Origin of the sequence: Salinispirillum marinum (assembly GCF_042650105.1) — a bacterium.
Taxonomy (GTDB): Bacteria; Pseudomonadota; Gammaproteobacteria; order Pseudomonadales; family Natronospirillaceae; genus Salinispirillum; species Salinispirillum marinum.
On record NZ_JBHSAL010000002.1, the window covers coordinates 306246 to 327139 of the forward strand.

At 52.6% G+C, this 20894-nt stretch carries 19 protein-coding genes and 2 tRNA genes; 17 read left to right on the top strand and 4 right to left on the bottom strand.

Annotation, left to right across the window (positions count from 1 at the left end; genetic code table 11):
- Nucleotides 1-50: 50 nt before the first annotated feature.
- The 5 genes from ACFOSD_RS08525 (at nucleotide 51) to rluB (ending at nucleotide 4407) form a co-directional block, all read left to right on the top strand.
- Nucleotides 51-923 (top strand): PHP domain-containing protein, encoded by an 873-nt coding sequence (locus tag ACFOSD_RS08525; RefSeq protein WP_380695499.1) that lies wholly within the window; start codon nucleotides 51-53, stop codon nucleotides 921-923.
- Between the two features lie 13 nt (nucleotides 924-936).
- The gene (locus tag ACFOSD_RS08530; protein ID WP_380695501.1) at nucleotides 937-1557 is read left to right on the top strand and encodes an L-threonylcarbamoyladenylate synthase; all 621 of its coding nucleotides are present in this window, start codon (nucleotides 937-939) and stop codon (nucleotides 1555-1557) included.
- A 4-nt stretch (nucleotides 1558-1561) separates the two neighbouring features.
- Nucleotides 1562-2434, top strand: a complete 873-nt coding sequence (locus ACFOSD_RS08535; protein WP_380695503.1) for a segregation and condensation protein A — start codon at nucleotides 1562-1564, stop codon at nucleotides 2432-2434.
- Nucleotides 2427-3401, top strand: coding sequence for an SMC-Scp complex subunit ScpB (scpB, locus tag ACFOSD_RS08540; RefSeq protein WP_380695505.1), 975 nt, complete (start codon nucleotides 2427-2429; stop codon nucleotides 3399-3401). The genes ACFOSD_RS08535 and scpB overlap by 8 nt, the downstream gene beginning before the upstream one ends.
- Nucleotides 3402-3477: 76 nt before the next feature.
- Nucleotides 3478-4407, top strand: coding sequence for a 23S rRNA pseudouridine(2605) synthase RluB (gene rluB, locus ACFOSD_RS08545; RefSeq protein ID WP_380697252.1), 930 nt, complete (start codon nucleotides 3478-3480; stop codon nucleotides 4405-4407).
- Between the two features lie 20 nt (nucleotides 4408-4427).
- On the opposite strand, the gene ACFOSD_RS08550 is transcribed toward rluB, so the two are convergent.
- From ACFOSD_RS08550 to ACFOSD_RS08565, 4 genes are all read right to left on the bottom strand, one after another.
- Nucleotides 4428-5357, bottom strand: coding sequence for a GGDEF domain-containing protein (locus ACFOSD_RS08550; protein WP_380695507.1), 930 nt, complete (start codon nucleotides 5355-5357; stop codon nucleotides 4428-4430).
- Between the two features lie 361 nt (nucleotides 5358-5718).
- Entirely contained in the window at nucleotides 5719-6486 is a 768-nt protein-coding gene (locus ACFOSD_RS08555; RefSeq protein ID WP_380695509.1) for a YciK family oxidoreductase, read from the bottom strand.
- A 10-nt stretch (nucleotides 6487-6496) separates the two neighbouring features.
- Entirely contained in the window at nucleotides 6497-7204 is a 708-nt protein-coding gene (gene ubiG, locus ACFOSD_RS08560; protein WP_380695511.1) for a bifunctional 2-polyprenyl-6-hydroxyphenol methylase/3-demethylubiquinol 3-O-methyltransferase UbiG, read from the bottom strand.
- On the bottom strand, nucleotides 7197-8522 hold the full coding sequence (locus tag ACFOSD_RS08565) for a TRZ/ATZ family hydrolase (protein WP_380695513.1): 1326 nt from the start codon (nucleotides 8520-8522) through the stop codon (nucleotides 7197-7199). Before ACFOSD_RS08565 ends, ubiG begins: the two co-directional genes overlap by 8 nt.
- A gap of 276 nt (nucleotides 8523-8798) precedes the next feature.
- Here ACFOSD_RS08565 and gyrA point away from each other — a divergent pair, with 276 nt between their 5' ends.
- The 12 genes from gyrA (at nucleotide 8799) to ACFOSD_RS08625 (ending at nucleotide 20887) form a co-directional block, all read left to right on the top strand.
- On the top strand, nucleotides 8799-11426 hold the full coding sequence (gyrA, locus tag ACFOSD_RS08570) for a DNA gyrase subunit A (RefSeq protein WP_380695515.1): 2628 nt from the start codon (nucleotides 8799-8801) through the stop codon (nucleotides 11424-11426).
- Between the two features lie 21 nt (nucleotides 11427-11447).
- Nucleotides 11448-12560: a prephenate dehydratase gene (gene pheA, locus ACFOSD_RS08575; RefSeq protein ID WP_380695517.1), complete on the top strand. Its 1113-nt coding sequence runs from the start codon at nucleotides 11448-11450 to the stop codon at nucleotides 12558-12560.
- Between the two features lie 6 nt (nucleotides 12561-12566).
- On the top strand, nucleotides 12567-13463 hold the full coding sequence (locus ACFOSD_RS08580) for a prephenate dehydrogenase/arogenate dehydrogenase family protein (protein ID WP_380695519.1): 897 nt from the start codon (nucleotides 12567-12569) through the stop codon (nucleotides 13461-13463).
- A 5-nt stretch (nucleotides 13464-13468) separates the two neighbouring features.
- Nucleotides 13469-14158: a (d)CMP kinase gene (gene cmk / locus ACFOSD_RS08585; protein WP_380695521.1), complete on the top strand. Its 690-nt coding sequence runs from the start codon at nucleotides 13469-13471 to the stop codon at nucleotides 14156-14158.
- Between the two features lie 195 nt (nucleotides 14159-14353).
- Nucleotides 14354-16033 carry a 30S ribosomal protein S1 gene (gene rpsA, locus ACFOSD_RS08590; RefSeq protein ID WP_380695523.1) on the top strand — a complete coding sequence of 560 codons (1680 nt, stop codon included), beginning with the start codon at nucleotides 14354-14356 and terminating at the stop codon, nucleotides 16031-16033.
- 232 nt (nucleotides 16034-16265) lie between these two features.
- Nucleotides 16266-16559 (top strand): integration host factor subunit beta, encoded by a 294-nt coding sequence (gene ihfB, locus ACFOSD_RS08595; RefSeq protein WP_304994041.1) that lies wholly within the window; start codon nucleotides 16266-16268, stop codon nucleotides 16557-16559.
- 3 nt (nucleotides 16560-16562) lie between these two features.
- On the top strand, nucleotides 16563-16820 hold the full coding sequence (locus ACFOSD_RS08600) for a LapA family protein (RefSeq protein WP_380695526.1): 258 nt from the start codon (nucleotides 16563-16565) through the stop codon (nucleotides 16818-16820).
- Nucleotides 16821-16841: 21 nt separating this feature from the next.
- Nucleotides 16842-18023 carry a hypothetical protein gene (locus ACFOSD_RS08605; RefSeq protein WP_380695528.1) on the top strand — a complete coding sequence of 394 codons (1182 nt, stop codon included), beginning with the start codon at nucleotides 16842-16844 and terminating at the stop codon, nucleotides 18021-18023.
- A 62-nt stretch (nucleotides 18024-18085) separates the two neighbouring features.
- Nucleotides 18086-18161 (top strand) — tRNA-Glu (locus ACFOSD_RS08610).
- A gap of 147 nt (nucleotides 18162-18308) precedes the next feature.
- Nucleotides 18309-18384, top strand: a tRNA-Gly gene (locus ACFOSD_RS08615).
- Between the two features lie 516 nt (nucleotides 18385-18900).
- Nucleotides 18901-19860, top strand: coding sequence for a LysR family transcriptional regulator (locus ACFOSD_RS08620; protein WP_380695530.1), 960 nt, complete (start codon nucleotides 18901-18903; stop codon nucleotides 19858-19860).
- Nucleotides 19861-20080: 220 nt separating this feature from the next.
- Nucleotides 20081-20887: an alpha/beta fold hydrolase gene (locus ACFOSD_RS08625; RefSeq protein WP_380695532.1), complete on the top strand. Its 807-nt coding sequence runs from the start codon at nucleotides 20081-20083 to the stop codon at nucleotides 20885-20887.
- The last annotated feature ends 7 nt before the right edge of the window (nucleotides 20888-20894 follow it).

A 20894-nucleotide genomic window follows, 5' to 3' on the forward strand; every position in this document is an offset into this window, starting at 1 on the left:
ACCCACAGTATTTAGAGTGGCAATCGTAATGGTTGCCCAGTGTAATCACCATGCTTGAACCTGTCCACGCCCTTGCCGATCCGCGTTACGATGCGGTGGATTTGCATTGCCACAGCCTACATTCCGACGGAGCCTTACCCATTGCCACTTTGTTGGAACGCGCCGAGCACGCACAATTGCATTTTTTCAGCGTCACTGATCATGACACACTCCAAGGCCAGGCAGAAGCCTTGGCGATGGCTGAACATTGCAATCTGAACTACATAACAGGGGTAGAATGGTCGGCGGTTTGGGGCAGTTATTTGGTTCATGTGGTCGGACTGGATTTTGATCCCGAAGCGCCCGCCAGTGTAGCGGCCGTTGAACAGCAAGCCCGGTCTCGTCGTCGCCGTGCACAGCGTATCGCGAGCAAACTAGAGCGTGAAGGCTACACCGGCGTAAAAGAGTGGTTGAGTACCCAAACGAACGTGGAGTCCATCGGGCGTCCTCATATCGCCGCTTTTTTGGTGGCTTCTGGTCAGGCAAAGAGTTCGGCTCACCTCTTTAAAAGCGTATTAGGAGCTGGCAAAGTAGGGGACGTTAAAACCGAATGGCCAGACTTGCGGGATGTGGTGTCGTGGATACGCGACGCGGGTGGTCAGGCGGTGCTGGCGCATCCGCACCGATACAAAATGACGCGTACCAAACGCGGCCAAATGGTGGCCGATTTTGCGGCCTACGGTGGGCAGGCGATTGAAATAGGCGTGCCGGGCGTGCTGCCGGAAATGCGCCAACATTTGGTGGCCTTGGCGCAAGAACATGCGTTGATGGGTTCGTCAGGCAGCGATTTCCACCACGATGAGCAGCGTTGGTTAAGCCTGGGAAAAGTGCCCCCCTTACCCAAAGACATTACACCGGTATGGACTCGGTTCCGTACCGCATGAACAGAGATTTAGCATGAGCCAGTTTTTTGCCATACATCCGGAAACTCCGCAGTTACGGTTGATTCGCCAAGCCGTGCAGATCATTCGCAACGGTGGTGTGATCGCCTACCCGACCGATTCAGGCTATGCCTTGGGGTGTCACCTTGGCGACAAAGCAGCAGTAGACCGCATTCGGTCGATTCGTCAGATTGATGACAGTCACCATCTGACACTGATCTGCCGCGATTTGTCAGAGTTGGCCACCTATGCCAAAGTCGAAAATACCGCCTTTCGTCTGTTGAAGAACAACACGCCGGGGCCCTATACCTTTATTTTGAATGCGTCGCGTGAAGTACCGCGCCGTTTGATGCACCCGAAAAAGCGTGAAATTGGTCTGCGTATTCCTGAGCATCCGATCACGCAAGCGTTATTGGAGGAACTGGGTGAGCCGCTGCTGAGCACCTCATTGATTATGCCTGGCGAAGAAGAGCCCCGCGTTGAGGCCTGGGATATTCGTGAAACCTTAGAGCACAGTTTGGACTTGGTGATTGATGGTGGTTATTGTGGCTTTATCCCCACGACCGTGATCAGTATGTTGGATGATGTTCCCTCCGTATTGCGCGCCGGTGCGGGTGACACCAGCCCCTTTGAGTAACGCTATGACCGAACAGAACGCCCGCCCGCCCGCCGAGGATTCTGTACCCTTGCCACCCAAAGGGTTGGCGGCCTTGCGTGATGTTGCCCGACAAGAGCAGGGTGAGTTGCCCTTTGCCGTGGTCATGGGGGAAGTGTATACCGATGTGCCGCAGGATCTGTATATCCCACCGGAAGCGCTGGAAGTGTTCCTACAGGCCTTTGAAGGGCCACTTGACCTGTTGCTGTATCTGATTAAGAAGCAAAACCTCGACATTCTCGACATCAACGTGTTCGAGATTGCCCGGCAATACGCCGCTTACGTCGATTTAATGATGGATCTGCAATTAGAGCTGGCCGCTGAATACCTGGTGATGGCCGCCATGTTGGCGGAAATCAAGTCACGGATGCTGTTGCCACGTCGGGAAGACGATGAGGAGGAAGACGGTGATCCGCGGGCGGAATTGATCCGTCGCTTGCAGGAATATGAACAATTTCGAGAAGCGGCGGAGCGGTTGGATGCTTTGCCAAGGCAGGAACGGGAGTTTTTTGTGAGCCCCGGTGAGCATGTTGCCGCCGGTGGTCAGCAACATCCACCCGTCAGTTGGATGGAAGTGTTGCTGGCCATGAAGCACGTCAGTCAGCGTGAAGCCATGTTCGAACAGCACCACGTTACGCGCGAAGCCTTGTCAACGCGTGACCGCATGAACTATTTGTTGGACCTGCTGACGACCCGAGATGTGGTGGCACTGACCGACTTGTATCGTCCCGAAGAAGGTCGGCAAGGTGTCGTGGTAAGCTTTTTAGCGATGATGGAATTGACCAAGGAAAACCAGGTGGAAGTGCTGCAAAATGAGCTCTTTGGCCCGGTGCATATGCGAGCAAAAGTGCATGAGTGATGACACCTTTGATACCAACCCGAATTTAGGTTTTGCGGCCTTTCCTGATGCGGAGAGCGCGCACTTGCAAGTGGTAGAAGCGGCCTTGTTTGCCAGTGGTCGCCCACTGAGCATAGACGATTTGCGTGCCCTGTTTGGTGATGATTTGCCGCTCAGCGGGCGTGATATCCAACATCTGCTCAGTCGGCTGGAAGCACAGAATGACCAGCGGGGTATCGAGCTGGTGAAGGTCGGGCGTGGCTATCGCTACCAAACAAAAAGCGGTTTGCACCCATGGCTGTCGCGCCTGTGGGAGGAGCGGCCGAAAAAATACAGCCGCGCGTTATTGGAAACCTTGGCGTTAATTGCCTATCGTCAACCCATTACGCGTGGTGAAATAGAGGATGTGCGTGGCGTGTCGGTCGCGAGTAACATCGTACGCACGTTATTAGAGCGTGAATGGGTTAAAGTAGTGGGGCATCGTGATGTGCCGGGTCGGCCTGCGTTGTTCGCCACCACCAGTACCTTTTTGGACTACTTTGGCCTCGCATCGCTCGATGATCTTCCGCCTTTGTCTGAAATTAAAACGCTGGCGGAACTGGAACCTGAACTGGAGTTTGAAGAGTTGGACGAGGTGGACAAAGAAGTCTCCTTCAGTGCCATGCTGGCCCGGTTAAAAGAAGAGGAAGCGCAAGAAAAAGACACTGCCTTGGATGACGAATTGCACGAACACTGGCAGATGTTGGATGAATTAAATGATCAATTTGAATCCCGGTTGCGCGCCCCACAAGACGCCGACGAGGACGAAGATGCCGCAACCCACGAACGGGAAACGCCAGATGCGCGGCCCGAAACGCCGGTTGCACAACATGAGGCTGCGTTAACGGACGCGGAAAAACTCGCCATTATTGAACAAAAGTTGGCTCAGCAGGCCAGCTTACTGGAGCAAAAGAGCACCGATGACAACGGACAAACCAAAGAAGACTGAGTCGAAAAAACCTTCGGCACAGGCCAAAAAACTGCACGTCAAAACCGGAGCGGATAAATCTGCACCGGCTAAGCCGATGCCCGCTAAGCTCGCCACCAGTGACGCGCCGACGAGCGAAAAGCTGCAAAAAGTATTGGCCCGTGCCGGATTGGGCTCGCGGCGTGAAATGGAAACCGCCATTGAAGCTGGTCGTGCTTCCGTAAACGGTAAAGTGGCTAAGTTAGGTGACCGAGTGACCGCGAAAGATCGAATCATGATGGATGGTCGGGCGGTCGAAACCCAAGCCACCTATCGCCGAGTGTTGGTGTACAACAAGCCTGAAGGGGAAGTCTGTACGCGGCAAGATCCCGAAGGCCGACCCACGGTGTTCGACCGTTTGCCACCCGCAGGGCAGGGGCGTTGGATTTCCATTGGTCGTTTGGACATCAATACCTCAGGCTTGCTGCTCCTGACGACGGACGGTGAACTGGCGAACCGCCTGATGCATCCGTCGTCCCAGGTTGAGCGCGAATACGCCGTGCGCGTGCTGGGCGCGGTCAATCCGGATATGGTGAAAGCCATGCACGAAGGCGTCATGCTGGAAGATGGCCTCGCACGCTTTACCGATATTCAAGAGTTTGGTGGTTCCGGTGCAAACGTTTGGTTCCATGTGGTGATTATGGAAGGGCGCAATCGTGAAGTGCGCCGTCTTTGGGAGTCACAAGGGGTTAAAGTCAGTCGCTTGAAACGCGTGCGCTACGGCAATGTCTTTATGGATTCTGACCTCCGTATGGGGCAGTGGAAAGAACTGGATCAAAAGGTGATCGATACTCTGGCCGCTTCGGTGGATTTGCCACCGGTAAAATTGCCCAGCTTGGACCATAAGACGCAAGAACAAACAGAACGCTTGCAGAAGAAACGTGCGGGTGTTGGGGTGGCGGCAAAACCGGTCAAGCCAGCCGGACGCCGACGCGAGTCCATGCGTGAAGACACGACGCCGGAGCGCGTGAAACGCGGGCGTCGCTAAGACGCCCTAGAACGTTGGGTTTAAGCCGGGGCGCATTCAATTTTGTTGCGCCCTTTTTCTTTTGCACAGTACATCGCCCGGTCAGCCCGTTTGATCAAGTCGTCGGCGCTCATGTTGGGCGCAAACTCGGAAATGCCTATGCTGGCCGTTACGTGCGGCTCGGAGGCACTGCCTTGATGAGATACCTCAATGCTTTGCCGGATTCGTTCGCCAATAATGACCGCTTGCGCCAACGAGGTGTCGGACAACACGATTAAAAATTCTTCTCCACCCAGTCGAAACACCGCATCCACCGAGCGCATGGACTGCTCAATGTATTCCGCCACCGTGCACAGCACGTCATCACCTTTGGCGTGCCCGTAAATGTCGTTAATGGCTTTAAATTTATCGATGTCGAGCATCAAGACCGTTAATGGGCGGCCATAGCGGCGTGCCAGCTCGATTTCCCGGTCCAGAGCATTGTTCATGGCCAGCCGGTTACCAACACCCGTAAGCGGGTCAGTCATGGCCGAACGGAGCGCTTCACGGTATTGCAAACCGTTGCGTACCGGATAAATAAAGAGATCGAGCAAGGATTCCAAACGCGCCAGCTCGGTTTCATTGAAACGTTTGCGGCGCGAAAAGGTAATTTCGCCAAAATATTGTTGTTGCGTGTTCAAGCGGTAACTTGCCCGGTGTTTTTCCAAACTGCCGTATTGTAGATCAACCCCAAAGCTGGGGTGTGCATAGGTGAGACCCTCCACCAGCACAGCGGACTGCACTTCATCGAAGAAGTACTGCACGATTTGTTCGAGTTCCAAGGTGGTTTGCGACAAGCTGGAAATACGCAAGCGTAATTCACGTAAAAACGACGTGCCCGGTTCACGGGCCATTTCTTGAGGTCGTTTTACATCGAGTGGCGTCACTTTCTTACGCCGCGACGAGTTCCCCGAAGAAGATGAAATGGTCATGGTTACGTTACCTGCTAATCACATTACCGGTCTTAGAGCGAAAGTCATGCCACTTCGCTTGGTAAGCGAATGATTTAACAAAACGCCGGTCTTAGCGTGTTTTAGCGGGTTGCTTAACGCGGAGAGAAGGAAAAAAGCGGCAAAGATGCCGCTTGAGCGGTCGATTTGGCGGCAGAGGATTGCCGCCGCCGGATTTACAACCTCAGCTTGAGAAAAGGAGATTCATTCGTTGTGCTCAAAACCGCAGAGGCGAAAAGCTGACTAGGCAAAAATGGCCAAGGAAGCGCAGCTTACTGATAGTAAGAGAGCATTTCGAGACCATTTTTAACAACGTCAGCTTGAGAAAAGGCGATTTTGAGCGTTATTGAGCGTCGAAACTGAGGCCATTCGTCCCCGTACAATGCTTACTCATCAAATACACCATCAACCCATTATGCGTCTCCGGCGCGGGCACGGTATTAATGTCCTCACCCGGATAAGCTGTAGCACGCATTTGCGTGCGGGTACGCCCTGGATTCACCACGTTGACACAAAAGTCGGGGTGTTGTGTGACTTCTTGCGCCAATACTTGCGCAAAGCCCTCTACCGCAAATTTACTGGCCGCGTAGGCACCCCAGTAGGCTCGACCTTCACGCCCGACACTGGACGATAAAAAGATCACCCGCGGCGATTCGGCGGCATGCAATACCGGTAGCAGCGCTTTGGTTAAATGAAAGGCGCCGTGGACGTTGATCTTAAACACCGTTTCCCACGCTTCGTGGTTGTAGTTGCTCAAGGGTGTGCGCTGACCCAGCACGGCGGCGCAGTGTACCAAGCCATCGAGTGCGCCAAACTGCTGCCCAATGGCCGCGGCCATCTGGTGATAGGTTTCGATCTCCGCTTTTTCCAGGTCGAACGGCATCAATAGTGGTTCCGGATACCCGGCCTCGACAATGGCGTCATAGGTGTGTTGCAGCTTGGCGAGCGTACGCCCGAGCAGAATAACGGTGGCCCCCAGACTGGCGTAGGCAAGGGCGGTGGCGGCACCAATGCCAGCGCCAGCGCCGGTAACCAGAATGGTTTTTTCCCGCAGCAGATCGTGCTCCGGGGCGAAGTCGTGTAGGTCCATGCGGGCTACGTTGGAGCTCATAAGCAATTCCTTAAGGGTTATCTTTGCGCACATGCACCATGTAATTGACGGATACATCCGGCGCGAGTTTGTACGTCCGTGTGATGGGGTTGTAGGTCAGGCCGATTTCATCCTGCAATTCGAAATTAAACGCCCGGCACCACGACAACAATTCGCTGGGGCGAATGAATTTTTTGAATTCATGGGTGCCGCGGGGCACGAGGTTCAGGAGGTATTCTGCCCCGACAATCGCAAACGCAAAGGCTTTAGGGTTGCGGTTTAGGGTCGAAATGAACAAATCGCCACCGGGTTTTAACAGTCGCTGGCACTGTTCAATGATGGCCATTGGGTCGGGCACATGTTCGAGCATTTCGAGGCAGGTAATAACATCGTACTGGCCTTCATGCTCCGCGCCTAAAGCCTCTATGCCGGTCAGTTGATAGCGCAGATTAGGCACTTGATGCTGCTCTGCATGCGCCTGGGCGACTTGAATGGCAACCTCACTGAGGTCGATACCCAAGACATCCGCGCCGCGGTAGGCCATGGCTTCGGCCATTAGACCGCCACCACAGCCAACATCCAGCCAGCGTTTACCCGCTACACCGCCACAGCGGTCTTCAATGTAACCGGCCCGTAGCGGATTTATTTCGTGCAGCGGTTTGAATTCGCTTTCGGGATCCCACCAGCGCGCGGCAACATCGTTAAATTTGGCGACCTCTAACGGGTCTGCATTAGACATTACGGGCCTCCTGTATGCGCTGCTGCCAGGCTTTGGCTTTATGCGCAATGGCGTGTACATCCAAGGTCAGTAATTCACGGTCCGCCAATACGCGCTGTCCGTTAATCCAGACATCGCTGACCTGATTACGGCTGGTGGCGTATGCGACGTGGGATACGGGGTCGTACATCGGCAGGCTTTCAATTTCACTGAAATCTAGGGCGATCACATCGGCCCATTTGCCGACTTCCAGCGAGCCGAGTTTGTCACCTAAGCGCAACGCCTTCGCAGCATTGATGGTCGCGGCTTCAAGGGCGGCGTGGGCGGGCAGGGCTTCGGCATTGCCGCTGGCCGCTTTAGCCAGAATGGCAGCGGTACGCAGTTCACTCAGCATATCCAAGTCGTTGTTTGATGCTGCGCCGTCGGTACCGATGGTGACGTTCACACCCGCTTTTTGCAGTTTTTCGATAGGGCAAAAGCCGCTGGCCAGCTTTAAGTTGGATTCCGGGCAATGCACGACGGTTGCGCCGCTGTCGGCAATCATCTTGATGTCGGCGTCGTCGAGGGCGGTCATGTGCACACACTGCATACGCGGGCTTAACAAGCCGAGTTCTTGCAGGCGGGCGATGGGGCGCTTGCCATGCAATTTAATGCCGTCATCCACTTCGCCCTGTGTCTCATGTACGTGCATTTGAATCAGCAGGTCGTGTTCTTCGGCGGCCGCAACAATTTTGCGGAACGGCTCGTCGGAGACAGTATAGGGAGCGTGTGGTCCTAGCGACACCATGACTTGCTCGTGGCCTTTAAACTGTTTGGCCAGCGCCAACCCTTTTTCCAAGTGCTCATCGGGCGTTTTAGCCCAATTGGTGGGGAAGTCGATGATCGGGAAACACAGTTGCGCCCGAATCCCACTATTGATGATGGTGTTGGTGGTGGCTTCGGCAAAGAAATAGTTATCGGCATAAAAGGTGGTGCCGCAGCGCAGCATTTCTGCAATGGCGAGTTCAGTACCATCGCGGGCGAAATCTGCGCTCACCCATTGGCCTTCCGCTGGCCAGATGTGGTCGTTCAACCAGCTCATCAATGGCAGGTCATCGGCCATACCGCGAAAATACGCCATGGCGGCGTGGCCGTGCATGTTGATCAATCCCGGCATCAAAACGTGCTCGGCCAGTTCCAGCTCTTCCGTGGCGGTGAATTGCGCACGGGCTTGTTCGGTAGGCAGAATGGCCGCAATCAGGTTGTCTCTGATCGCCAGCGAGTGATGTTGCAATACCGTTTTCTCGGCATTGACGGTGATGATCCAGCCTGCGTGGATGAGCGTGTCGACGGAAGTCATAAGTGATGGTATCCAAAAGATCGTAAAGTGCAGAAGGATACTGATTACCACGTGGCGAGGCCAGTCTTCTGATGAATTGTTGCGCAACGAGTCAAATTTGGCGACCTTGCTGTTTGCATCATTTCTAACACTCCCTAATGCATTGATTTGTGGTACTATTCGCGGAATTTTGCGGGGCATGCGACAGACAGCTGTGTGCCACAGTTAGATAATAATGATACCTGACAGGTGGCCTCCTTTGGGCCACCGTTCAACGGGGACAATAGGAACTAATGCATGGGCGGTCTAGCCAAAGAAATTCTCTCGGTCAACATCGAAGAAGAACTGAAACAGTCGTACCTTGACTATGCCATGTCGGTCATTGTGGGTCGGGCCTTGCCTGATGTGCGTGACGGCCTAAAGCCGGTGCACCGGCGCGTTTTGTTTGCCATGAATGTCTTGGGCAACGACTGGAACAAAGCCTATAAAAAGTCGGCCCGTGTGGTCGGTGACGTGATCGGTAAATACCACCCGCACGGCGACTCTGCCGTGTATGAAACCATTGTTCGTATGGCTCAACCATTTGCTATGCGCTACACCTTGGTCGACGGGCAGGGGAACTTCGGGTCGGTCGATGGCGATTCTGCAGCGGCCATGCGTTACACCGAAATTCGGATGGACAAGTTCGCCCACGAACTGTTGGCGGACTTGGATAAAGAAACCGTCGACTACGTCCCCAACTATGATGGCACCGAGCAAATTCCCGAAGTATTACCGACCAAAATTCCCAACCTGTTGGTGAACGGTTCGGCGGGTATCGCCGTGGGCATGGCGACCAACATCGCTCCGCACAACTTAACGGAAGTCATCAACGCCTGTTTGGCTTTGATCAAAGATTCCACCATTGATATCGATGGTTTGATGGAATACATCCCAGCGCCGGACTTTCCTACCGGCGGCTTCATTTATGGCCGCTCGGGCATTGTGGATGCGTACCGTACGGGCCGTGGTCGGGTTTATATTCGGGCTAAGTCGCACGTTGAAACCAATGACCGGTCAGGTCGTGAAACGCTGGTAATTACCGAGATTCCTTACCAAGTCAACAAAGCGAAGTTGATTGAAAAAATTGCTGACTTGGTGAAAGAAAAGAAAATAGAAGGCATTGCCGAACTGCGCGACGAGTCAGACAAGGACGGTATGCGCATCGCCATTGAAATCAAACGTGGCGACATGGCAGAAGTGGTGTTGAACAATTTATATGCGCAAACGCCCATGGAGTCGGTTTTTGGCATCAATGCCGTGGCTTTGGTCGATGGCCAACCACGCACCCTGAATCTGAAGGATTTCTTAGAAGCCTTTATCCGCCACCGCCGTGAAGTGGTAACGCGCCGGACCTTGTTCGAGCTGCGCAAAGCGCGGGCGCGGGGCCATGTGTTGGAAGGCTTAGCCATTGCCTTGAGCAACATCGACCCGGTGATTGAACTCATAAAATCCTCTCCCGGTACCGCCGAAGCAAAAGAACGCTTGATGGCGCGTGGTTGGGAAATGGGTGATGTGTCCGGCATGTTGGAACGTGCCGGCGCCGATGCTTGCCGTCCGGAGGATTTAGAAGAAGGGCTGGGTGTACGGGACGGACGTTATTATCTGTCGATGACCCAAGCACAAGCCATTCTGGACCTGCGTCTGCAAAAACTGACCGGTTTGGAACATGAAAAACTGATCAATGAATACAAGCAAATCATTGAAGACATCGGTGAGTTGCTGCGTATTTTGGGCAGTGAAGCGCGCTTGATGGAAGTCATCGAAGGTGAATTGATTTCAATTCGTGATGAATTTGGTGACGAACGGCGCACGGAAATCGTTGAGAATCGTGAAGATTTCTCAATGGAAGATTTGATTAACGAAGAAGATATGGTGGTGACCATATCCCACAGTGGTTACGCGAAAACACAACCGCTCACCGCCTACCAGGCGCAGCGCCGGGGTGGCCGAGGTAAGTCTGCCTTAGGGGTTAAAGATGAAGACTTCGTCGATATGCTTTTGGTCGCCAGCACGCACGATACTCTGCTGTGTTTCACCGATTTAGGCCGTGTTTTTTGGTTGAAGGTGTACCAGATTCCACCGGCAGGCCGTCAGTCGCGCGGTCGACCGCTAGTGAACTTACTGTCGTTGGGTGAAAATGAGCGGGTTACTTCGATCTTGCCGGTCCGTGAATTCACGGCGGACCATTTTGTCTTCATGGCTACCTCTGCGGGTACAGTGAAAAAAACCAGTCTGGAAGCCTTTGCGCGTCGTCGTTCATCCGGCTTGATTGCACTGGCCTTGGATGAAGGCGACCATTTGGTGCAAGCCGCCGTCACACATGGTGACAACGACATCATGCTGTTTTCGCAATTTGGTAAGGCAGTGCGGTTCCATGAGTCTTCGGTACGTGAAATGGGCCGTACAGCGCGCGGTGTGCGCGGCATCAAATTAGCCGACGGCGACAAATTGATTTCGCTCATTCTGCCGGACAACGAATTGACCGTCTTGACCGTGTCGGAGAAGGGTTACGGCAAGCGCACCCAAACAGCTGAATTCCCGGCCAAGAGCCGTGCCACGCAGGGCGTTATTGCCATGGTGGTGAATGATCGCAATGGCCCATTGGTGGCGGCGCGGCAGATGGGTGATGGGGAAGAGGTCATGCTGATTTCCGATCAAGGCACCTTGGTTCGTACCCGGGGCGATGAGATTTCTGTGTTGAGCCGGAATACACAGGGTGTGCGCATCATTCGTTTGTCGGATGAAGAAAAACTGGTGGGTGTGGACTGCATTGCCGAGCCTGAGGAAGTAGAAGGCGCAGAAATGCTGGATGCCGATGGCAACATCATTCAAGTAGAAGACAATGATGTGGCGTCAGACACCGAAGAGCCTAACGAAGATTAGCGTGGAGTCGAGATAACGATCATGGCAACGAAGCCAACGAACAACCCAGAACTGCTCAAGTTGCGTGATGAGATAGATGGCATCGATGCGGAAATTCAGCGCCTGATCAACGCTCGCGCCGAATGTGCGCAACGCGTAGCCGAGGTGAAGTTGGAGGCTCGTAAGTCGGGCCTTGAGGATGCCGTATTCTATCGCCCGGAGCGCGAAGCACAGGTGTTGCAGCGCGTCATGGCACGCAATAGCGGCCCGCTCGACAATGAGGACATGGCAAAGCTGTTTCGTGAAATCATGTCGGCGTGCTTGGCGCTTGAAAAGCCGGTGGAAGTGGCGTATCTCGGCCCTGAAGGCACCTTCACGCAGCAGGCGGCAATGAAGCACTTTGGGCAATGGGCAAAAACGAAGCCTTTGCTGGCGATTGATGAAGTGTTCCGCGAAGTGGAAGCCGGGGCGGTAAATTACGGTGTCGTGCCGGTAGAAAACTCAACCGAAGGTGTGGTGAATCACACCTTGGATACGTTCTTGAACTCCAATTTGAAAATCTGTGGTGAAGTGGAACTGCGCATTCACCAACATTTGATGATTGGCAAAAACACCCAACAAAAAGCTATCTCACGCGTGTATTCGCATCAGCAGTCCTTGGCGCAATGCCGTAAATGGCTGGATGCGCATATGCCGCATGTTGAGCGTATTGCGGTGAACAGCAATGCCGAAGCCGCCAAGCGTGTGCATTCTGAGTGGAATGCCGCCGCCATTGCCGGTGAAATGGCGGCCGAATTGTATGATTTGGATATTATTCACCAGAAGATTGAAGACCGACCAGACAACTCCACGCGCTTCCTGATTATTGGTCAGCAATACGTGCAGCCCAGTGGTAATGATAAAACCAGCTTGATCGTTTCCATGCGTAACGGCCCGGGCGTCTTGTTCAACTTGTTGGAAGCCTTCAGCAAGCACAGTATTGATATGACCCGTTTGGAAACCCGTCCGTCGCCCAGCGGTAGTTGGGCTTATGTGTTTTTCATCGACTTTAAAGGTCATTTAGAAGAAGAGCATGTACAGAAAGCTATGCTGGAAGTGCGTGAGCGGGCGGTAGAAGTGAAAGTGCTGGGTTCGTATCCGATGGCTGTATTGTAAGGCTTGATGATGACGTTATTAGAGGGAAAAACGGTAGGGATTGTTGGCCTTGGTCTGATCGGTGCTTCGTTGGCCGCCGCCTTGCGGTCCAGAGCAGTACCCTTGCGCCGCGTGGGTTTTGATCTCTCGTCCGATACCACGAGCAAGGCTTTGCATTTGGGCTTGGTCGATGTGGTTGCAGAGGATTTGCATACGCTCTGCAATGAGGCAGATATCGTTGTGTTAGCGGTACCTGTGCTTGCAGTACCCGGTGTATTGGCGGCAATGGCTCCGCATTTGCTGAATGGGGAAACTCTGCTGACGGATGTGGGTAGTGTGAAGGGTAGTTTGATCGCTGCCGTACAGTCCGTGTTTGGTGAACTGCCGCCTTGGCTGGTACCCGGTCATCCCATTGCGGGAGGCGAGCGCAGCGGCGTGGATGCAGCGAACCCAGAATTGTTTGCCCGTCATCAGGTTATTCTCACCCCGCACGAATTCAGCGATTTTAGCGCCATCGAAACCATCACCGAGCTGTGGCAAAGTGTTGGCGCCGACATTCAAATGATGAGTGTGGAGCGGCACGACGAAGTGCTGGCGGCGACGAGTCACCTGCCTCACTTACTGGCCTTTTCGTTGGTTGATACCTTGGCCCAGGAGTCTGAGAAATACGAAATATTTCATTATGCGGCGGGCGGATTCCGCGACTTTACGCGCATTGCCGCCAGTGACCCTACCATGTGGCATGACATCTTTTTGTCAAACGACAAAGCTACATTAACCGTGCTCGACCACTACATCGAGCACCTACAAGGCGTCCGGAAGGCATTGCAAACGCACGATGGCGCTACGCTGAAACAGATATTTACGCGCGCAAAAAAGGCGCGTGACTACTTTTCATCCATACTTGAACAACGTGCTAGGTAAGTTTAATGACGGTTTTTATGGATCAAAACGCCCCTGTACTCACGATTGATGGCCCCAGTGGCTCGGGCAAAGGTACAGTCAGTACGCTCTTAGCGCGTGAACTGGGGTGGCATTTTTTGGACTCAGGTGCGTTGTATCGTTTAACGGCGCTCTGCGCGTTAAGTCATGGTGTTAGCTTGGACCAGGAATCCGATGTAGCGGTTCTGGCCGAGCATCTGGACATTCGCTTTGATGTTGAACGTGGGTCTGTTTTTTTAGAAGGCGACGATGTAACACGTGAATTACGTACGGAGAAAACCGGTGCAGCGGCTTCGCGGGTAGCGGCTTATCCGGCGGTGCGTCACGCCTTGTTAGCACGCCAACGTGCCTTTCGTACGGCACCGGGTCTGGTGGCAGATGGCCGTGATATGGGTACGGTGGTGTTTCCCGATGCGACCTTGAAAATATTTCTGACCGCCAGCTCCGAAGAACGTGCGCGCCGGCGCTATGAGCAACTGCGTGACAGCGGCGTAGGCACCAGTTATGACGAGGTATTGTCGGAAGTTATTGCCCGTGACGAGCGCGACAGTTCACGCGCTGCCTCGCCATTAATTCCGGCAAACGATGCACGCCTGCTTGACAGTACACACCTGTCAGTGGATGAAGTGATCGATGCCATTCGAGTTGATCTGCAAAAGCTGAAGCTGATCGGATAAAAATCCGCTAAAACCCTTTAAATCACTGGCACAATATGTAAAATACGCACCTCCCTGAAAAAGGGTTAGGTGTGTTCTTACATTGCTCTTATCCAGCCCCGAGCCGTAGCGAACACTTTGTTGGATTGACCCGGGCGAGCTGGCGCACGGAAAAGCTTGTCGACCAAGCCGTTGATCGATTAGGAAAATTTAACCATGAGCGAAAGCTTTGCAGATCTTTTCGAAGAAAGTTTAAAGACCATTGATATGGTTCCCGGTTCTATTGTTACTGGTGTTGTTGTAGCCATTGATGATGACTGGGTCACTATCCATGCTGGCCTGAAGTCAGAAGGCGTTGTTCCCCGCGTTCAATTTTTGAGCGAAGCAGGCGAACTGGAAGTCAGCATTGGCGACGAAGTTAAAGTAGCACTGGACGCAGTGGAAGACGGCTGGGGTGAAACCCGTCTGTCGCGCGAGAAAGCCAAGCGTGCAGAAGCCTGGATTGATCTGGAAAAAGCCCACGAAGCTGATGAAGTGGTCATGGGTATCATCAACGGCAAAGTGAAAGGTGGTTTCACGGTAGACGTGAAAACCGTTCGTGCGTTCTTGCCAGGTTCACTGGTTGACGTACGTCCAGTGCGCGATACCGCTCACTTGGAAGGCAAAGAACTCGAATTCAAAGTTATCAAGCTCGACAAGAAACGCAATAACGTGGTGGTATCACGTCGCGCGGTTCTGGAGTCTGCTAACTCGCAAGAGCGCGAAGAATTGTTGGCTAACCTGCAAGAAGGCCAGAGCGTTAAAGGTATCGTTAAAAACCTTACCGATTACGGCGCATTCGTTGATTTGGGCGGCGTAGATGGTCTGTTGCACATCACCGACATGGCGTGGAAGCGCATCAAGCATCCGTCTGAAATCGTAGCTGTTGGCGACGAGATCGACGTTAAAGTATTGAAGTTCGACCGTGAGCGTAACCGCGTTTCCTTGGGTCTGAAGCAATTGGGTGAAGATCCATGGGTTGATATCAAAGCCCGTTACCCAGAAGATTCTGTGGTTAAGGCTAAGGTAACAAACTTGACCGATTACGGCTGCTTCGCAGAACTGGAAGAAGGCGTTGAAGGTTTGGTTCACGTATCTGAAATGGATTGGACCAACAAGAACATCCACCCATCGAAAGTTGTACAAGTGGGTGATGAAGTTGAAGTTATGGTACTGGACATTGACGAAGAACGTCGTCGTATTTCTCTGGGTATCAAGCAAACGCAAATCAACCCATGGGAAGATTTCGCACAGAGCTTCACGAAAGGCGACCGCGTGAAGGGCACCATCAAGTCCATCACTGATTTCGGTATCTTCTTGGGTCTGGACGGCGGCATTGACGGTCTGGTTCACTTGTCAGACATCAGCTGGCACGAAACCGGTGAAGACGCTGTACGTAAGTACAAGAAAGGCGACGAACTGGAAACCATCATCCTGTCTGTTGATCCAGAGCGTGAGCGCATTTCATTGGGCATTAAGCAAATGGAAAGCGATCCGTTTGCTGAGTACGTGAGCATCAATGACAAAGGCACCATCGTTACCGGTAAAGTGGTTGAAGTAGACGCTAAAGGCGCTTCTGTTGAACTGGCAGAAGACGTAGTAGCGGTACTGAAAGCCTCTGAAATCAGCCGTGACCGTGTAGAAGATGCACGTAACGTACTGAAAGAAGGCGACGAAGTAGAAGCCAAAATCATCAGCGTTGACCGTAAGAACCGCGTTGTTACCTTGTCGATCAAACAGAAAGACATGGCTGACGAGAAGCAAGCGGTACGCGAGCTGAAAGATAAGTCGCAAGACGTTGCAGGTCCTACCACCATTGGTGATTTGATCAAGCAGAAGATGCAAGATCAGTCGTAAGGCGATCACATCTGGATATCGCTGATAACCGCTTATGCGTTATCAGCATACCGAGTAAAAAACCGGCCTTGGCCGGTTTTTTTATGTTCGTATCGGCAGCAAAAGATGACAGAGTTATTTCAACCGGTTCATAAAAAACATAAAAAACGCTTAAAAATTAGACTGTTGCGTTTCTGGCGTGTCTGGCTTACTCTTTATTCCGACTTTGCGGTCACCCTATGTAGGAGGAACAATGACAAAGTCGGAATTGATAGAGCGCATCACGGAGCGGCAGCCCCATTTATCCGCCAAGGATGTGGAACTCGCCATCAAAACAATTCTAGAACACATGTCGGAAGCACTTTCTGACGGTGAACGTATTGAAGTGCGCGGCTTTGGCAGCTTCTCGTTGCATTACCGTTCTGCGCGCCAAGGGCGCAATCCTAAAACCGGCGAAGCCGTATTATTGGATGGTAAATACGTACCCCACTTTAAACCCGGCAAAGAACTGCGTGAATCCGTCAATTCAGCCATTGAAGACGAGTAAACTATGAAGTCTTTATTGAGCTTGATCGTTCTGATCGTGCTCCTGTTGGCCGGTGTAGGTTTGGGGCTCTCCAATACCACACCTGTAGCCTTATCGTTTTTGGGCTTTTCCACTCCCATGTTGCCATTTTTTCTCTGGATGCTTTTGGCCGTGGGTTTCGGGTTTTTGCTTGCCGCACTCGTCATGTGGTGGGGGCAGCGTCGCTTGCGGCGCGAATTAAAGCAAATGCGTAAAGCACTGACTGAAAAAACTCCATCCTGATTTTATTGAACGGCGGATACCGTGCCCGATTTTAGCTGGGAACAAGTATTAATCGTTTGTGCGCTGATGTTCAGTGCAGGCCTATGGGTGCAAAGCCGCTATCATTGGTTATCCTATTTTCGTCGGCGTCCGAGCCTGGCTGACCTGCAAGCCAAGGCCAAACCCAAGCCAGAATCTACCGCATTAAAGAATAAATCGACTCGGCTTGTTGCTGGGCGAACGATTGGCGATCTGCACTCGCAGGGAGACTTAAGTTTTCAAGCCAGTATGGACATGGCGGAAGCACATCGTCGCCAGGGTGATATTCAGTCGGCTATTGAAATACACCAGTCCTTATATGGTCGGCCAGGTCTGTCATGGGAGGCGTTACAGCAAGCCCAGTTGGAACTTGCCAAGGACTTTTATACCGCTGGCATTCTTGGTCGGGCGGAAGACCTGTTTCGTTCCTTAATTGCGCAGCGCGGTGCTTATAGCACAGACGCAGCGCGATACTTGTTGAAAATTTATCAACAACAGAAAGACTGGGCCGCTGCGGTTGACGTATTTGCTGCCGATTCAAACCTAGCGCAAACCGGATTGAAACTAGAGCAGGTCCACATGCTTTGTGAACATGCGCAACACATTGCTGATACCGACCCGAAGAAAGCACGCCGCCTAATCGCCGATGCGGCGGCGCTCAATACCGACTCCCGGCGTCCCTTGATCAGCAGCATTCGGATGGCGGTGATGAGTGGAGAAGGGCGCGAACTGAACCGCTTATTGCAACGCTATATAGAAATGCACGGCGACCGGATGGATCTGCTGCGTGATCTGTTGTACAGCGTAATGGTAAAGAAGCCAGACTACCTAGCGCGCATATTACCGGTATTACAACGCAATCAAGCCAATCCCGATGTTAGGCTCGTGCATGGAGAGTTGTTGTGCCGTTTGGGTAAAATGGGGGAGGGCGTTGCTCTATTGGACAGTGTAAATGCGAACGGCGTAACGGTCGCGTTTCAGCTCGAGCACCTTGCGCGGCAAAATGGTCAGGCACCGCTTGATCGTATTGCGCGGACATTGGCTCCTTTGAAAGAGAGGCACTGGTTGTACCGTTGCTCGCACTGTGGATACGAAACCAGTACGCATCACTGGCACTGTCCACAATGTGACCGTTGGGAGACGTTGGGTGTGAGCCAAGGGCAGTTTGCCAACCTGTTGATTTAACTAAATAAATTGTTGACACGGAAAACACCTGCCCGTATTATTCGCCTCGTTCGAAGGTTTGCGTCCCCTTCGTCTAGTGGCCTAGGACACCGCCCTTTCACGGCGGTAACAGGGGTTCGAGTCCCCTAGGGGACGCCATTGCGGGAATAGCTCAGTTGGGTGAAGCCCAGCAGTTTTCGAAGCACTGCTTCGAGCTGGGATGAACGACTCAAATCGGCGATATGAGGCCGGAAGAGCACGACCGCCTAGTTTGCCAAGCAACTAGAGTGAGTCAAAAAGTTTTATGCGGGAATAGCTCAGTTGGTAGAGCACGACCTTGCCAAGGTCGGGGTCGCGAGTTCGAGTCTCGTTTCCCGCTCCAAATTTAAAGAAGCAGCCTCAGGGCTGCTTTTTTGTTTTCGGTCAACGAGCCGGCGTCTCGATTCATAGGTTTCCTACGATGTATTGCTGTACCCTGATCATTCGCTTATCAAATGCACAACGCCGTTTAAGTTCTCCCTCATCATAACCCTAAAAAGGATCAGCACTACCACCGAAACTTCAGAAGACGCCGAATCATCGAGCGTAAAACGAGTCGACGAGCTTGGTGCTGATCCTGCCTGATTTGTTCAACGTCAATACCTCCTTGTTCATCCCGGTATCTATGCGGGATGCCTCCTTCGTGCGATTTATCCGAATCGCCTTTTTCACTAACATCATCAGCTCTACGAATAAATGTTCTGCTAACGTTAACGTCGTGTATTTGTTTTGAAATCGTCATGCTGCTGACCTCTGTTACATTCCGCCAATGGATTGGGCGCCTTGTTAATTTCATGGTTCAGGTACATGCTATTGATGTTCTATACTGCAAGCGATTACATAAAAATGAGAAATTACTTTGCAAAAACGAACAGGTGAGCAGCGGGGGCAACTTTCGGGCATTGCGCAGAAAACTCGAAGTCAATTGGCATGGAATGATTTTGAGTTAGTTCTAGCCATCGCATCGGAGGGCTCTTTGTCGGGCGCATCTCGCGCTTTGAATGTGAGTCACGCCACTGTTTTCCGGCGGTTGAGTGATATTGAAAAGCGTCTGGGAGTTACGCTTTTTGAGCGAAGCCGGACGGGTTATCAACCTACCCTTGCTGGTGAAGAACTTGCCGACACGGCTCGGGTTATGGATGAAGCTGCCCTTGCCGCTGAGCGTAAAGTCGCTGGTCGTGATCTTGAACCTAGTGGGGAAATCTGGGCTACAACAACAGATTCGCTGTTGATGGGTCTGTTGGCTCCGCTGTTCACTCAATTCCGCCAAAAATACTCAAACATTGTGTTGGACGTTGCTATTTCTAATCAGTTATTCAACCTGACCCGCAGGGAGGCGGATGTGGCAATTCGACCGTCCAACCATCCCCCTGAAAATCTGATTGGCCGCCCGCTGGCCACAATTGGTCAGGCCGTATACGGGCACCGAAGCCTAGGCCTAACGCCGGGCGCGCGCATTGAAACTCTTCTCCAGCAACCTTGGGTTTGTGCTGGTCCACGACTGCAAGATTCAGCATTGGACCTGTGGATGGATAATAACTCGTTGAGAGAATCCTGTGTTTGCCGTGTTGATACGCTGGTCGGCATACTCAGTGCTATTCGCTCGCGTATGGGGTTGGCTGTACTGCCGTGCTATTTAGCGGAGGCAGATCCTGAGATTATCCAGCTCACTGACCCCATTCCCGAATTGGAATACGGACTGTGGTTTTTGATGCATCCGGATCTCCGAGGTGTTGTGCGGATTCATGCGCTTATGGACTTTCTAACCGAGTCCGTTCGGGCACAGAAAGAACGTCTTGCCGGACGATTGCTAGGCTGACTCACATTGCTGGTACTTTGTAATACCGGGCGCTATTCGCTGATGGCTGATGTTCTAACGGTGTTGCATGTTTAATTTGACCATTTGACTAAGCAAGTAGTTGGCTAGCAGTCTAGAATGACTCTAGTCTAACGTCAGATGTGATGCGTGGTTGAGATCCGACCTCAGAATTACGCGGCGATGGAAGTCCATCGGCAACGGGTTTTATGGAGAGCAGGGTATGGATCAGAAGAGCATTGCCGAGCGCAATAATGTGCACTGGATCGGTGAGGGTGATCGGGTACTCATGCTAGCGCACGGATTTGGTTGTGACCAAAACGTGTGGCGGTTTATGGCGCCAGCCTTTACCGCATCATATAAAGTGTTGTTGTTCGATTATGTGGGTAGCGGACATTCTCAGTTGAGCGCTTTTAGTGTGGATCGGTACAGTCGACTGGAGGGCTATGCGCAGGATGTGCTCGACATCTGCAACGTCTATAACCTACAGGATGTCAGCTTTTTGGGACATTCGGTGAGTGGAGTGGTGGGGTTGTTGGCGGCTCTCGAGCAACCAGACCGATTCCGCGATTTGGTGATGTTGGGCCCCTCACCTTGTTATTTGAATCTGCCACCGGATTATCAGGGTGGTTTTGCGCGGGAAGACCTTGAGCAATTGATGGATTTGATGGACAAGAACTACATTGGCTGGGCTGATTATTTTGCCCCGTTAGCTATGGGCCATGACGCTTCGAAGGAGTTGACTGGCGAGCTCTCAGGAAGCTTTTGCTCTACTGACCCGTTGGTTGCCAAGACATTTGCGAAAGCGACGTTCTTTTCCGACTATCGCCATATTTTGCCTCAAACTCGCCATCCAACTTTATTGCTACAGGGCCAATCAGATGCGTTGGCCAACCCCTCCGTCGGCGAGTATATGCATCAACAGATGCCCGGCAGTCAGTTAGTGACGCTGGATACTGAAGGCCATTGTTTTCACATGAGTTACCCGGAAAAGGTCAGTGCTGAAGTGCTTTCCTTCCTGGTACGGTAGGGGCAGT

What these genes read in the sequence shown, in the direction of transcription:
- ACFOSD_RS08580 (WP_380695519.1), top strand. Translation starts at nt 12,567, where the DNA reads ATGATGACGTTATTAGAGGGAAAAACGGTAGGGATTGTTGGCCTTGGT.
- ACFOSD_RS08530 (WP_380695501.1), top strand. Translation starts at nt 937, where the DNA reads ATGAGCCAGTTTTTTGCCATACATCCGGAAACTCCGCAGTTACGGTTG.
- ACFOSD_RS08525 (WP_380695499.1), top strand. Translation starts at nt 51, where the DNA reads ATGCTTGAACCTGTCCACGCCCTTGCCGATCCGCGTTACGATGCGGTG.
- ihfB (WP_304994041.1), top strand. Translation starts at nt 16,266, where the DNA reads ATGACAAAGTCGGAATTGATAGAGCGCATCACGGAGCGGCAGCCCCAT.
- gyrA (WP_380695515.1), top strand. Translation starts at nt 8,799, where the DNA reads ATGGGCGGTCTAGCCAAAGAAATTCTCTCGGTCAACATCGAAGAAGAA.
- ubiG (WP_380695511.1), bottom strand. Translation starts at nt 7,204, where the DNA reads ATGTCTAATGCAGACCCGTTAGAGGTCGCCAAATTTAACGATGTTGCC.
- scpB (WP_380695505.1), top strand. Translation starts at nt 2,427, where the DNA reads ATGAGTGATGACACCTTTGATACCAACCCGAATTTAGGTTTTGCGGCC.
- pheA (WP_380695517.1), top strand. Translation starts at nt 11,448, where the DNA reads ATGGCAACGAAGCCAACGAACAACCCAGAACTGCTCAAGTTGCGTGAT.
- rpsA (WP_380695523.1), top strand. Translation starts at nt 14,354, where the DNA reads ATGAGCGAAAGCTTTGCAGATCTTTTCGAAGAAAGTTTAAAGACCATT.
- ACFOSD_RS08565 (WP_380695513.1), bottom strand. Translation starts at nt 8,522, where the DNA reads ATGACTTCCGTCGACACGCTCATCCACGCAGGCTGGATCATCACCGTC.
- ACFOSD_RS08625 (WP_380695532.1), top strand. Translation starts at nt 20,081, where the DNA reads ATGGATCAGAAGAGCATTGCCGAGCGCAATAATGTGCACTGGATCGGT.
- rluB (WP_380697252.1), top strand. Translation starts at nt 3,478, where the DNA reads ATGCCCGCTAAGCTCGCCACCAGTGACGCGCCGACGAGCGAAAAGCTG.
- ACFOSD_RS08550 (WP_380695507.1), bottom strand. Translation starts at nt 5,357, where the DNA reads ATGACCATTTCATCTTCTTCGGGGAACTCGTCGCGGCGTAAGAAAGTG.
- ACFOSD_RS08555 (WP_380695509.1), bottom strand. Translation starts at nt 6,486, where the DNA reads ATGAGCTCCAACGTAGCCCGCATGGACCTACACGACTTCGCCCCGGAG.
- ACFOSD_RS08535 (WP_380695503.1), top strand. Translation starts at nt 1,562, where the DNA reads ATGACCGAACAGAACGCCCGCCCGCCCGCCGAGGATTCTGTACCCTTG.
- cmk (WP_380695521.1), top strand. Translation starts at nt 13,469, where the DNA reads ATGACGGTTTTTATGGATCAAAACGCCCCTGTACTCACGATTGATGGC.
- ACFOSD_RS08600 (WP_380695526.1), top strand. Translation starts at nt 16,563, where the DNA reads ATGAAGTCTTTATTGAGCTTGATCGTTCTGATCGTGCTCCTGTTGGCC.